General features: G+C 73.7%; 4 protein-coding genes. 3 read left to right on the top strand and 1 reads right to left on the bottom strand.

Features of this window, described 5'->3' with window-relative positions:
* The first annotated feature begins 20 nt into the window (after positions 1 to 20).
* The 3 genes from FXF65_RS12295 to thiO are packed head-to-tail and all read left to right on the top strand — an operon-like array spanning position 21 to position 3,877.
* Positions 21 to 611, top strand: coding sequence for an FcoT family thioesterase (locus tag FXF65_RS12295; protein WP_222868517.1), 591 nt, complete (start codon positions 21 to 23; stop codon positions 609 to 611).
* Between the two features lie 13 nt (positions 612 to 624).
* Entirely contained in the window at positions 625 to 2,751 is a 2,127-nt protein-coding gene (locus FXF65_RS12290) for a type I polyketide synthase (protein WP_148349886.1), read from the top strand.
* 16 nt (positions 2,752 to 2,767) lie between these two features.
* Entirely contained in the window at positions 2,768 to 3,877 is a 1,110-nt protein-coding gene (gene thiO / locus FXF65_RS12285; protein WP_148349885.1) for a glycine oxidase ThiO, read from the top strand.
* A 67-nt stretch (positions 3,878 to 3,944) separates the two neighbouring features.
* On the opposite strand, the gene FXF65_RS12280 is transcribed toward thiO, so the two are convergent.
* Positions 3,945 to 14,756: a type I polyketide synthase gene (locus FXF65_RS12280; RefSeq protein WP_148349884.1), complete on the bottom strand. Its 10,812-nt coding sequence runs from the start codon at positions 14,754 to 14,756 to the stop codon at positions 3,945 to 3,947.
* Position 14,757 lies beyond the last annotated feature (1 nt).

Genomic DNA, 14,757 nt, shown 5'->3' with positions numbered 1-14,757 from the left:
AACCCGAGGGAGACACCGAGATGGCGGAAGTGATGGAACGGCCGGGCGGCGCGCCGGCCCCGGCCCGCTACCCCGACGACCGGGACCTGCTCACCCAGGTCCTGCGGCCGTACCGGGCGAAGCGCTGCGAGTACCTGACGTCGGCCGAGCTGACCGTCGAGCGCGACCCGGCCGGGCCCGCCGACCAGCTCCGGGTCGGCGCGGCCTGCACGTTCGAGATCCCCGAGTCCTGCTACATCGACGACACCGGCCACTTCAACGCGGTCGAGTTCAACATCTGCTTCAACCAGATGTTCTACTACCTGGTCGCCAAGGCGGTGAAGGAGCGCGTCGTCGCGCCCTTCTCCCGCTGGGACATGGACGACTTCTGGACCCGCCAGCTCGGCGAGATCCTCATCACCGACCTGCGCAGCGCGTTCCGCACGCAGATGCGCGGACGGCTGTTCCAGGGCGAGATCCAGATCGCGGACGTCGCCGAGTGGGACGCCAGCGACATCCGCGACGCCCTGGTCGTGATCCGCACCACCTGCCGCTTCTGGGACGAGCACGGCGGCGACAGCCACGGCGAGGTCACCGCCGCGATCCTGAACCCGCCGCCGTCCGGCGGCTGAGCCGGAGGCAGCGATGGACGAGACGACGCCCGTTACCACCGAGACCGCGGAATGGCCGCCGCCGGACGCGGATCCGGTCGACACCGCCGACCTCTACGCCCGGCTCGCCGAGCGCGGCTTCCGCTACGGTCCCGCGTTCCGGGGGCTGCGGGCCGCGTGGCGGCGCGGCGACGAGCTGTTCGCGGAGATCGCCCTCGACCCGGGCCTGTCCGGCGCCGCGGCCTCCTACCTGCTGCATCCCGCCCTGTTCGACGGGGCGCTGCACACGACGCTGCTGCCCGCCGCGACCGGGCCGGACGCGCCGCGCGTCCCGTTCGTGTGGCGCGGCGTGCGGCTGGGCGGCGCGTCCGGGGCGCGCGAGCTGCGCGTCCGCGTGGCGCCGGACGGCGCGAACGCGGTGTCGCTGACCGTGACCGACGGCGAGGGGCGGCCGGTCGCCTCGGTCGCGTCCCTCGCGCTCCGCGCGCCCGGCGGCGGCCGGTCCGGCGCCGGGGCCGCGCTGCTGCGCCTCGACTGGACGGCCCTGGCCCGGCCGAGCGTCCCCGGCACCGGCGCGCTCGCCTTCCTCGGCACCGACCATCTCGGCGTCACCGGCGCGCTCAAGGCGGCGGGACGGCGGGTCGAGCTGTATCCGTCACTGCGGGCGTTGGACGACGGGCTGCGCGCGGGCGACGCCGTCCCCGAGACCGTCGTCGTGTCCTGCACCGACGAGGCCGCTGAGGTCCGGGCGGCGACGCAGCGGGCGCTCGTGCTGATCCAGGAATGGCTCGCCGACGAGCGGCTCGCCGGATCCCGGCTGGTTTTCGTCACCCAGGGCGCGGTCGCCGTGCGGGACGGGGACGACGTCCCCGACCTCGCGGGCGCCGCCGTGTGGGGCATGGTGCGGTCCGCCCAGTCCGAGCACCCGGGACGGTTCGCGCTCGTCGACCTGGACGACACCGGATCGTCGGGGCCCGCGCTCGCCGCCGCCGTGGACACCGGGGAGGCGCAGCTCGCCGTCCGGGACGGGCGCCCGTCCCGGCCCCGGCTGACCCGCGTGCCGCCCGCCGCGACCTCAGCCGCGTCGCCCCGCTGGGACCCGGCCGGGACCGTCCTCGTGACCGGCGGGCTCGGCGCGCTCGGGGCGCTGGTCGCGCGCCGCCTCGTCCGCGAGCACGGGGTGCGGCGGCTGCTGCTCCTCGGTCGCCGCGGCGACGCCACCCCCGGCGCGGCGGGGCTGGCAGCCGAGCTGAACGGCCTCGGCGCGGACGTCGACATCGCCGCCTGCGACGCGGCGGACCGTCCGGCGCTGGAACGCGTCCTCGCCGCGATCCCGGCGGAGCGTCCGCTCGTGGCAGTGGTGCACGCGGCGGGCGTCGTGGACGACGGGACCGTCACCGCGCTCACCCCCCGCCGGTTCGAGCGGGTGCTGCGTCCCAAGGCGGACGCCGCGCTGAACCTGCACGAGCTGACCGAACACCTGCCGGGCTGCGAGCTGGTCCTGTTCTCCTCCGTCTCCGGCATCGCCGGAGGCGCGGGCCAGGCCAACTACGCGGCGGCCAACGCGTTCCTGGACGCGCTCGCGCACCGCCGCCGCGCGACCGGGCTGCCCGGCCTGTCCCTGGCCTGGGGCCTGTGGGAGGACGGCATGGGCACCGGCCTCGGCGCCGCCGACCTCACCCGCCTCCGCCGCTCCGGCCTGGCACCGCTCACCGCCGACCAAGGCTTGGACCTGCTCGACGCGGCCCTCCGCCAGGACCGGGCCGTGCTGGCGCCCGTCCGGCTCGACGAGTCCGCGCTCCGCGCGGGACCGGGCGCGCTGCCCGAGGTGATGGCCGACCTCGCCGTCTCCGGCCGCACCGTCCGCCCCTCCGATGGCCCTGACCTGCGCGAACGGCTCGCGCACCTGTCCGGCGCCGAACGGGAGGACGTCGTCCTTGAGTTCGTGCGGGCACAGGTCGCCGACGTCCTCGGCCACTCGTCCCCGGACGGCCTCGACCCCGCCCGCGAGTTCGGCGAGCTCGGCATGGACTCCCTCACCACCGTGGAGCTGAACCGGCGGCTCGCCGCCCGGACGGGCCTGCGCCTCCCCGCGACCGTCGCGTTCGACCATCCGAGCGCCGCCCGGCTGGCCGGGCACCTGCACCGGCTGCTCTCCTGACCGAAGGGACCCCTCCATGCACGTGGTGATCGCCGGTGGCGGCGTGGTCGGCCTCGCCACCGCCTGGCGGGCGCTGACCGCCGGGCTGCGGGTGACCGTCGTCGACCCGGCCGAGCCGGGCCGCGCGTCGCACGTCTCCGGCGGCATGCTCCCGCCCCTCACCGAGCAGGTCCACGAGGAGGGCCCGCTGCGCGGGCTCTACCTCGCCTCGCGGGACCGCTACCCGTCCTTCGTCGCGGAGCTTGAGGAGGACGCGGGCCGCGACGCCGGGCACCGCCGCGACGGCGTCCTCGACGCCGCGTTCACCGGCGCCGACCTCGCCGTCCTGGAGCGGCTGCGCGCCCTCCAGGAGTCGCTCGGCATCCGCACGGAGGCGCTCACCGCCGCCGACTGCCGCGCGTACGAGCCGCGGCTCGCGCCGTCCGTCCGCGGCGGGCTGCTCGCCCCGGACGACGGCGCGATCGATCCGCGCCGCATGACGGCCGCGCTGACCGCCGCCATCGAGCGGCGCGGCGGGACGCTGATCGCGGACGCGGTCACCGAGGTCGTGGCGGGAGGCCGCGCGACCGGCGTCCGGCTCCGCTCGGGCGGGACCGTGTCCGGCGACCGCGTCGTCCTCGCGACGGGCTCCTGGACGCGCCGCATCGGTGGGCTGCCGCCGGGCGCCGTCCCGGAGATCCGGCCGGTCAAGGGGCAGATCGTTCGGCTGCGCTCCGCCGAGCCGTTCCTCGCGCGCACCACCCGCGCCGTCGTCGACGGCCGGGCCCTCTACCTCATCCCGCGCCTGGACGGCGAACTGGCCGTCGGCGCCACCTACGAGGACGTCGGCGACGACATGACCGTCACCGCCGGAGGCGTCCGCGACCTCCTGGCGCGGGCCGCAGCCGTCCTGCCGGACGTCACCTCCCTGGAGTTCGCGGAGGCGGGCGTCGGCATGCGTCCGGGCGCACCGGACGACCTTCCCGTGCTCGGCGAGACCATCGTCCCCGGACTGCTGCTGTGCACGGGGCATTTCCGGATCGGCGTCCAGCTCACGCCCGCCACCGCCGACGCCATGGTCCACGCGCTGACGACCGGCGCCCTGCCCGACGTCGCGAAGCCTTTCACCCCCCACCGCTTCGCCTGACCCACGCTCCTCTCAGACGTCTGCCCCGGCCGGATCTCCTTCCGACCGGGGCGGACGCGCGTCACGGTCAGGCGACCGGCTCCCTGACGGACGTCGTGGCGAGGGTCCCCTCGGCGTTCTGCGTCCAGGACGTGTCGTTCTCGCCCCGCGACCGGACGGTGACGGACCTGCGGCCCGTCTCGTCCGCCGGGCCGACCGCGACGTGCAGCAGGACGGCCCCGCGCGCGTCGAACGTGACCAGCGTGTGCAGGACGAACTCCTCGATCTCGTCGCACCCGGTCAGGGACGCGGCGTGCATCGCCAGCTCGACCAGCGCCGTGCCGGGCAGCAGCACCTCGTCCATGATCGTGTGGTCGGCGAGCCAGGGCTGGGCGTCCAGGGAGATCCGCCCGGTGAGGAGGCGGCCGCCGCCCGGCAGCTCGGTGGCCGTGGCGAGCAGCGGATGCCCCGCCGGGTCCAGGCCGAGGCCGGTGGCGCTGCCGGCCGCGGCGGGCGCCTCCAGCCAGTAGCGCCGCCGCTCGAACGGATAGGTCGGCAGGTCCACTCCGCGCCCGCCGGTGGGGAGGGCGGCGGGCCGGTCCGCGTCGGCGCGCACGTGGGCGAGCGCGGCGAGCAGCGTGCCGGGCTCGGACCGTCCCGGCCGCAGCAGCGGCAGCATGACCGCGTCCGTCTCGGGGTCGGCGTCCGCGACGGCTGTCTGCGCGAGCGCGGTCAGCACGGCGTCCGGTCCGAGTTCGAGGTAGGTGGTGACGCCTTCGCGGTGGAGTGTCTGTGCGCCTTGGTGGAATCGGACGGCTTGTCGGACGTGGCGGACCCAGTATTCGGGTGTGGTGATGTCGGGTCCGGCGATGTTTCCGGTGAGGTTGGAGACGATGGGGGTTTCGGGCTGGTGGTACTCCAGGCTTTCCGCGACTTGCCGGAATTCGTCGAGCATCGCGTCCATGTGTGGGGAATGGAATGCGTGGCTGACGCGGAGCTTGTGCGTCTTGACACCGCGTTCCTTCCATTCCGCCGCGATGGCCTGGACGGTATCGGCGTCGCCGGAAATGACGGTCGATCGAGGGCCGTTCACCGCCGCAATCGAGACGTCGCCGCGAAGGGTTTCGGCTACGTCGTCCTCGCCTGCCCGGATCGAGACCATCGCGCCGCCGGAGGGGAGTTGCTGCATGAGTTTGGCGCGGGTCGTGATGAGGACGGCGGCGTCGGGGAGGGTGAGTATCCCGGAGAGGTGGGCCGCGGTGAGTTCACCGAGGGAATGCCCGAGGAGGTAATCAGGGACGATGCCGTAGCTCTGGAGGAGGCGGTGAAGCGCGACTTGGAGAGCGAAGAGTGAGGTCTGCGTGCAGAGGGTTTGGTGGAGGAGGTGGTTTTTGGGGCTGTCGGGTGCGGCGAACAGGATGGGCTTGAGCGGGTGGGGGAGATGTGGGTCGAGATGGCGAATGGTCTCGTCGAGAGCCTCGGCGAACACCGGATAGGTGTCATAAAGCCCCCGTCCCATGCCGGGACGCTGAGAGCCTTGCCCCGTCAGCAGGAAGGCCAGTTTCTCCGAGCCCCCGACATGGCTGACGGGCGCCTGCCCAGTGGCCAGCGCATGCAGCCCGGAGAGGAGATCGTTGCGGGTCTCGCCGCTGACCACCGCCCGGTGGTCGAATTTCGTCCGGGTGTCGGCGAGCGTGTGGGCGACGTCGGCCGCCTCAAGCTCGGGACGAGCGGAAACGTGCTCGTGCAGGCGCGCGGCATGACTCCGCAGCGCCTCCTCCGACTTCGCGGACAGCACCCACGGCAGCGGTTCGTCCGAACCCGCGCCATCCACCCGTGCGGCCTCCACGGGCGGGGCCTGCTCGATGATGACGTGAGCGTTGGTCCCGGAAATCCCGAACGAGGAAACGGCGGCCCGGCGCGGGTGATCGGTGTCAGGCCAGGGCATCGGGTGATTGAGAAGCTGGACGGTCCCGTCGGACCAGTCGATATGGGGCGACGGCTCCTCGGCGTGCAAAGTGCGGGGCAGCAGTCCGTGCTGCATGGCCTGCACCATCTTGATGATTCCGCCCACCCCGGCGGCGGCCTGGGTGTGGCCGATGTTGGATTTCAGCGACCCCAGCCACAACGGGTTCTCGGTGTCGCGCTGCCGCCCGTAGGTGGCGATGAGAGCCTGCGCCTCGATCGGGTCGCCCAAGGTCGTTCCGGTGCCGTGGGCTTCCACGACATCGACGTCGCCACCGGTCAGCCGCGCATTGGCGAGCGCCTGCCGGATGACGCGCTGCTGCGACGGCCCGTTCGGCGCGGTCAGTCCATTGGAGGCGCCGTCCTGGTTGACCGCGCTGCCTCGGACGACGGCCAGAATGCGGTGGCCATTGTTGCGAGCGTCGGAGAGCCGTTCCAAGAGCAGCAGTCCCGCGCCCTCGCCCCATCCTGTGCCGTCGGCTTGGGCCGAGAACGCCTTGCATCGTCCATCGGTCGCCAACGCGCGCTGACGGCTGAATTCCACGAACGTCGTGGGCGTCGCCATGACGGTGACGCCACCGGCCAACGCCAGGTCGCATTCGCCGTTCCGCAGCGCCTGCGCGGCCAAATGCAACGCCACCAGCGAGGACGAGCACGCCGTGTCGACCGACACCGCCGGGCCCTCGAAACCGTACGTGTAGGAGACGCGCCCGGACGCGACGCTCGGCATGCTCCCGCTGCCGACATACCCCTCGAATTCGCCCGGTGCCGGGTTGAGGCGCGAGCCGTAGTCGTCGTACATGATTCCCGTGAAGACGCCGGTGCGGCTGCCGCGCAGCGTGCCGGGCGCGATGCCCGCGCGTTCGAGGGTCTCCCAGGCGACTTCCAGCAGGATCCGCTGCTGCGGGTCGATGGCGAGGGCCTCTCTCGGGCTGATCCCGAAGAAGCCCGGGTCGAAGTCGGCCGCGTCGTACAGGAACCCGCCCTGGCGTGTGTAGGACGTGCCGGTGCGGTCCGGGTCCGGGTCGTACAGCTCGTCGAGGTTCCAGCCGCGGTCGTCCGGGAACCCGGAGATCACGTCGGCGCCGTCCGCCACCAGCCGCCACAGCGCCTCCGGCGACCGGACGTCCCCCGGATAGCGGCAGCCCATCCCGACGATCACGATCGGGTCGCCGTCATCGGCCGCCCGGCCGGACGGCTCGACCTCCCGCGCCTCCGCGTCCTCGCCGCCGGACAACTCGCCGACGATGTGGTCGGCGAGGACGCCGGGCCTCGGATGGTCGAACAGCAGCGTGGTCGGGAGGCTGAGCCCGGTCGCGGCGTTCAGGCTGTTGCGCAGCTCGACGGCGGTCAGCGAGTCGAAACCGAGTTCCTTGAAGGCGCGCTCGGTGTCGATGTCGTCGGCGCGGCCGTGCCCGAGGACGGCGGCGGTGCTCGTCCGGACGAGGTCGAGAACGCGGGCGCGGCGCTCGGCGTCGGTCAGACCGTCCAGCCCGCGTAGGGACGCGCCGCCCTTCGCGCCGCCCTTCGCGCGGCCCCGGACGGGGGAGCGGACCAGGTCGCGCAGCAGCGGACCGGGCGTGCCCGCGCGTCCGAGCGCGGCGAGGTCCAGGCGCGCGGCGACGACCGAGGCACGGTCGCCGCCGAGGACGGCGTCGAGCAGCGCCAGCCCCTCGTCGGCGGGCAGCGGGACGACGCCGCCACGGGACCAGCGCGCCTTCTCCGCGTCGTCCAGGCCGTCCGCCATGCCGCCGTCCCACAGGCCCCAGCCGATGGAGACGGCGGGCAGGCCGAGGTCGCGGCGGTGCTGGGCCAGGGCGTCGAGGGACGCGTTGGCCGCCGCGTAGTTCCCCTGGCCGGGGCTGCCGATCGTCCCGGCGATCGAGGAGAACAGGACGAACGCCGCGAGGTCCAGGTCGCGGGTCAGCGCGTGCAGGTGCCAGGCCGCCGTCGCCTTCGGCCGCAGGACGGCGTCGAGCCGCTCCCCGGTCAGCCCGGTGACCACACCGTCGTCGAGCACGCCCGCCGCGTGCACCACCGCCGTCAGCGGATGCGCGTCGGGAACGGCGGCGACCAGTCCGGCAAGGGCGGCGGGATCGGCGGCGTCGCAGGCGGCGAACGTCACGTCGGCGTCCAGCGCGGACAACTCGGCCGCCAGCTCGGTCGCGCCGTCCGCGTCCGGCCCGCGGCGGCTCGCGAGCAGCAATCGCCGGACGCCGTGCCGCTGGACGAGATGCCGCGCGACCAGGCGTCCGAGGCCCCCGGTGCCGCCGGTGATCAAGACGGTCCCATCCGGGTCCAGCCGCCGACCACCGGCCGCCGCTGTGGTCCGGGCGAGGCGGGGCACGTACGCCCGGCCGTCGCGCAGGGCGACCTGCGGCTCGTCCCCGGCCAGGACGGCGGGCAGCGCCCGGTACGAGGCGGGACGGCCGTCGACGTCCACGAGGACGATCCGGTCCGGGTTCTCCGACTGCGCCGACCGCACCAGCCCCCAGCACGCGGCGGCGGCGGGGTCGGCGGGGCCGCCGTCCCCGGTCGCGACCGCGCCCCGCGTCACGACGGCCAGCCGGGACGACGCGAACCGCTCGTCGCCGAGCCATTCCCGCACCAGGTCGAGCGCCCGGCGCGCGTAAGCGTGGACGGCCTCGGCCGGATCGTCGTCGTCCGACGCCAACGCGACGGCGACGACCCCCGGCACCGAACCGCCGTTCGCGACGGAGGCGAGATCGCCGTGGACGCCGCCGTCCGGGGCGGCTTCGGTCAGGTCGGCGCCGACCGCCGCCCATCCGTCCGCCGGGACGCCGCCGACGTCGATCACCGGCCACCGCACCTCGAACAGCGACGTGCCGTTCGCGCTCGCGGCCGCCGAGATCCGGTCGGCAGAGGCCGCGAGCAGCGTCAACCCGGCGACCGACACGACGGGCGCTCCGGTGTCGTCGGTCATGGTCAGTGCCACCGTGTCCGGTCCGGTGCGGGTGACCTTCGCGCGTGACGCCGAGACGCCCGTGCCGTGCAACTGGACGCCCGTCCAGGAGAAGGGGAGGCGGAGGGAGGACGTTCCGTCCACGCCGAGCGCCGCGTGGAGGACGCCGTCGAACAGGGCCGGGTGGACGTTGAACCGTCCCGCCATCGCCTCCTGCTCCGGGGACAGCGCCACGTCTGCGAACACGTCGTCGCCGTTCCGCCATCCGTCCCGCAGGACGCGGAACGCCGGGCCGTACTCCAGGCCCCGGTCAGCGAGTGTGTCGTAGAGGTCGTCCGGGGCGAGGCGCTCCGTGTGGTTCGGAGGCCAGGGCCCGAGGCCGTCCGGGACGGCGTCCGCGCCGTCGCTGAACGTGCCCGTCGCGTGGCGGGTCCATGGCACGCCATCACCCGGCACCGGCCGCGAATGCACGCTGAACTCCCGCGCGCCGCCGGAGGACGGCGCGGTGACGATGAGCTGCACGTCCACCCCGGCCCCGTCCGGGACGGGTAGCGGGGCGTGCAGCACCAACTCGTCGATCCGGTCGCGGCCCGTCCGCCGTGCCGCTTCGAGGACGATTTCCACGATCGCGGTGCCCGGCAGCAGCACGGTCCCCGCGACGGTGTGGTCGGCGACCCAGCGGTGGGTGCGCCGGGAGATCCGTCCGGTGAAGGCGGTGCGGTCGTCGGCGAGCGCCGTCTCCGCTCCGAGCAGCGGGTGAGCGTCCGCGCCCGCGCCGCCGGAGGACGGCGCGTCGAGCCAGTAACGCTGCCGCTCGAACGGATAGGTCGGCACGTCCGACGGCCGCGCGGACGGGAAATGCGACGTCCAATCGACCCGGGTTCCGGCGACGTGGAGGTGCGCGAGCGCGGAGGTGAGCGTCGCCGCCTCCGGCCGGTCACGTCGCAGGACGGCGACGGCGGCGGCGTCCGGCAGCGCCTCCCGCACGAGCGCGGTCAGCACGGCGTCCGGTCCGAGTTCGAGGTAGGTGGTGACGCCTTCGCGGTGGAGTGTCTGTGCGCCTTGGTGGAATCGGACGGCTTGTCGGACGTGGCGGACCCAGTAGTCGGGTGTGGTGATTTCGGGTCCGGCGATGTTTCCGGTGAGGTTGGAGACGATGGGGGTTTCGGGCAGGCGGTACTCCAGAGTTTCCGCGACTTGCCGGAATTCGTCGAGCATCGCGTCCATGTGCGGGGAATGGAATGCGTGACTGACGCGGAGCTTGTGCGTCTTGAGGCCCCGCTCCGCCAACGCGGCCCCGATCGTCTGAACGGTGTCGGCGTCACCGGAAATGACGGTGGACCGGGGCCCGTTCGCCGCAGCTATCGAAACGCCGTCACCGTCACCGAGAAGCGGCCGGATCTCCTGCTCGCTCGCCTCCACCGCCAGCATCGCGCCGCCGGAGGGAAGTTGTTGCATGAGTTTGGCGCGGGTCGTGATGAGGACGGCGGCGTCGGGGAGGGTGAGTATCCCGGAGAGGTGGGCCGCGGTGAGTTCACCGAGGGAATGCCCGAGGAGGTAATCAGGGACGATGCCGTAGCTCTGGAGGAGGCGGTGAAGCGCGACTTGGAGAGCGAAGAGTGAGGTCTGCGTGTAGAGGGTTTGGTGGAGGAGGTGGATTTGGGGGCTGTCGGGTGCGGCGAACAGGATGGGCTTGAGCGGGTGGGGGAGATGCGGGTCGAGATGACGAATGGTCTCGTCGAGAGCCTCGGCGAAGACCGGATAGGCGTCGTAAAGTCCCCGCCCCATCTGGGCGCGTTGAGAGCCCTGACCGGTCAGCAGATAGGCCAGTTTCCCGGGGCCCGCGACATGGCGGACGGGCGCCTGCCCGGAGGCCAGCGCCCGCAGCCCGTCCAGCAACTCGCCACGGGACTCGCCCGTGACCGCGGCCCGGTGATCGAACGTCGCACGGGCTGTGGCCAGTGCAGACGCGACACCCGAGATATCCGGCTCGACGGCACCCGCGAGAGCGTCGTGCAACCGCTGAGCCTGTGCCCGGACCGCCGTCTCCGTCCTGCCGGACAGCAGCAACGGCGAGGAAGCGCCCGCCCGCGGAACGGCGACGGGCGCGTGCTCGATGATGACGTGCGCATTGGTGCCGGAAATGCCAAACGAGGAGACGGCGGCGCGACGCGGACGCCCGCTCTCGGGCCAGGGCGTCGCATCCGTAAGCAGTTGGACGGCCCCACCAGACCAGTCGATATGGGGCGACGGCTCCTCGGCATGCAAAGTGCGGGGCAGGAGACCATGCTGCATGGCCTCCACCATCTTGATGATCCCGCCCACCCCTGCCGCCGCTTGGGCGTGGCCGATATTGGATTTCAACGACCCCAGCCACAAAGGCCGCTCGGCATCCCGCTGCCCATAAGTGGCGATCAGCGCATGTGCCTCGATCGGATCGCCCAGAGTGGTCCCCGTGCCGTGGGCCTCCACCACATCGACATCGCTACCAGACAGCCGTGCATTGGCGAGCGCCTGCCGGATGACGCGCTGCTGCGACGGCCCGTTCGGTGCGGTCAACCCATTGGAGGCGCCGTCCTGATTGATCGCGCTTCCGCGGATGACCGCCACGACATGATGGCCATTGCGCTGAGCATCGGAGAGCCGCTCCAAGAGGAGCATCCCCGCGCCCTCACTCCATCCGGTGCCGTCCGCCTGGGCCGAGAACGCCTTGCATCGTCCATCCGACGCCAATCCGCGCTGACGGCTGAATTCCACGAACATGCCCGGAGTCGCCATGACCGTGACGCCGCCCGCCAAGGCCAGCGCGCACTCGCCCTGCCGGAGCGCCTGTGCGGCCTGGTGGATCGCGACCAGCGAGGACGAGCACGCCGTGTCGACCGTCACCGCCGGGCCCTCAAGCCCCAGCGTGAACGCGATGCGCCCGGACGCGATGCTCGCCGTGTTGCCGGTGAGCAGGTATCCGCCGACGTCCTCAGGCGACTCGTGCAGGCGCGGCCCGTACTCCTGGGCCGTCGCGCCGACGAACACGCCCGTCGCGGTGCCGTTCAGCGTCAGCGGGTCGATGCCCGCGCGTTCCAGGGTCTCCCAGGCGACCTCCAGCAGGACGCGCTGCTGCGGGTCCATCGCCGCCGCCTCACGCGGGCTGATCCCGAAGAACGCGGCGTCGAACCGGTCGGCGGCGTCCAGGAAACCGCCGTGCCGGGAGTAGGTCTTCCCGGGCAGGCCGGGCTCGGGCGAGTACAGGGCGTCGACGTCCCAGCCCCGGTCGTCGGGGAACCCGGTGATGGCGTCGACGCCGTCCGCGACCAGGCGCCACAGGTCGGCCGGAGAGGACACGCCGCCCGGATACCGGCAGCCCATCCCGACGATGGCGATCGGCTCGTCGGCGGCCGTCGCGGCGGTCACCGCGACGGGTCCGCCGGACGCGAGCGCGTCGCGCAGGTGCCCGGCCAGCTTCGCCGGGGTCGGGTGGTCGTAGACGGCCGTGGCGGGCAGCGGCAGGCCGGTGGCGTCCGCGAGCCGCTCGCTCAGCTCGACGGCGAGCGTCGAGTCGACGCCGAGGTCCTTGAAGGTCCGGCGGGTGTCGACCGTGTCCGCGGTGGCGTGGCCGAGGACGTCGGCCGCGTGCGCGCGCACGAGTCCGAGCAACTCGCCCGGCTCCGCGACCTCCGGGGTCGGCGCGACGGGGGCCGGTGCGGGTTCGCCGTCCGGCCAGTGGCGTTCGCGCTGGAACGCGTACGTGGGCAGGCCGACGCGCCGGGGCCGCCGTCCCGCGAACACGGCGGCCCAGTTCACCGGGACGCCGTGGACGTGCAGCTCCGCCATCGCCTCCAGCAGCGCCGTCCAGGACCCGGTACCGCGCCGGAGCGACCCAACGACGACCGAGGAAGCGGATACCCCCCGCACGATTCCACTGAGGACGGGATGCGGACTGACCTCGACGAACGTCCCATGGCCGTTCTCGACGAGGGCGCGTACGGCGTCCTCGAACGGCACCGGATCGGCGGCGTCCCCGCTACCGGACACCACGAGGCGGGCGGCGTCGTCCAGCGTCAGCGTGCCCGCGACGCAGTCGGCGGCGAGCCGCCCCGATCCCCGGCCGAGGACGGCGTCCGGCCGCACGCCGAGCCGCTCCCACACCCCGGCCAGCGCGACCATGACCGCGAACAGGACGGGCCGCGCGACGGCCGCGTCGTCCGCGTCCGGCGCGCCGGGCTCGCCGGTCAACACGTCCAGCAGCGACCAGCCCGTGAGCGGGTCGAGCACGGCGGCGCACTCGTCGATCCGCTCCCGGAACACGGCGGACGACCCCAGCAGATCGCGCGCCGCGACGTCCCACCGCGCCCCGCCGCTCAACTCGGGGAACACCAGCACGACGCGGCCCGTGCCGTCGCCGGTCTCGCCCCGCACCACCCCCGCGGAGTCCGTGCCTGCGGCGATGGCGTCGAGGCGGGCGAGTAGTTCGTCGCGGTCGGCGCCGAGCGCGACGGCGCGGTGCTCGAAGTGGGTACGGGCGGTGGCGAGCGTCCAGCCGACGTCGGCGGCGTCCTCCGGACGGTCGAGCAACAACTCCCGCAGCCGCTCCGCCTGGGCGCGGAGCGCCGCACCGGTCCGGCCGGACAACGTCCACGGGACGATCGGGACGGCCTCCACCGAAACCGACCCAGAGCCTCCGGTGACCGGGACAGGCGGCGGGTCGGACAGCACGACATGGCAGTTCGTCCCGCCCATCCCGAATGAACTCACCCCCGCGAGCAACCGCTCGCCGGGCCGTGCCCACGGACCGGTCTCGGTCTGGACGCGCAGCCCCAGCGCGTCCAGATCGATGCGCGGGTTCGGGGTCTCGAAGTTCAGGCTGGCGGGGACCTCGCGGTGCCGGATGCTCAGCACCGCCTTGATCAGCCCGGCGATGCCCGCCGCCGCCTCCAGGTGGCCCACGTTGGTCTTCGCCGAGCCGACCGCGACCGGCGGTCGCCGCGCCGCGTCGCCGAGCGCGGTCGCCAGACCCGCCGCCTCCAGCGGGTCGCCGACCGGCGTCCCCGTCCCGTGCAGTTCGACGTACTGCAGCGTTCCCGGGTCGATCCCCGCGCGGCGGCACGCTAGCCGGATCGCGTCGGCCTGCGCCGCCGCGCTCGGAACGGTCAGCCCCTCCGTCGCGCCGTCGTTGTTCACCGCGCTGCCGAGGACCACGGCGCGGACGTCGTCGCCGTCCTCGACCGCCCGGGACAGGAGCTTCAGCGCGACGACCCCGCCGCCCTCGCCCCGGACGTAGCCGTTGGCGCGGGCGTCGAAGGTGTGGCAGCGTCCGTCCGGCGACAGGGCGCCGAACTCGGCCACCGTCACCGCGCCGCCGGGCACGAGGTTCAGGTCGACGCCGCCCGCGAGCGCGAGGTCCGCCTGCCCCGTCCACAGGCTCTCGGCGGCCAGATGCACCGCGACCAGCGCCGACGCCTGCGCGGAGTCGACCGTCAGGCTCGGCCCGCGCAGGCCGAGCGCGTAGGACACGCGGTTCGCGATGATGCCGCGCTGCACGCCGGTCAGCGTGTGCGCGTTGATCGCGTCCGGTTCCTGGACGAGCGACGCGAAGTCGTTCGACATCGCGCCGACGAACACACCGGTCCCGCTGTCCCGCAGCGACGCCGGGACGATGCCCGCGTCCTCCAGCGCCTCCCAGGCCAGCTCCAGCGTCAGCCGCTGCTGCGGGTCCATCGCCGCCGCCTCGCGCGGTGAGATCCCGAAGAAGCCGGGGTCGAACTCGTCCACCCGGTCCAGGAACGCGCCGAACCGGACGCCGGGCCGGTCGAGGCCCGGCGCGTCGGCCGCCCAGCGTCCGGCGGGGACCTCGGTGACGGCGTCCGCCCCCGCGTGAAGCAGCCGCCAGTACGCGGCGGGGCTCGGCGCGCCCGGAAGCCGGCACGCCATACCGATGATCGCGACGGCCTCGCGGTCCGCCGCCGGAACGCCGGACGGGGCACGGCCGGACTGACTGGTCCCGGACTGACTGGGCATG

This window comes from Actinomadura syzygii, from assembly GCF_008085905.1.
Taxonomy (GTDB): domain Bacteria; phylum Actinomycetota; class Actinomycetes; order Streptosporangiales; family Streptosporangiaceae; genus Spirillospora; species Spirillospora syzygii.
This window is presented reverse-complemented; position numbering and strand designations above follow the sequence as displayed.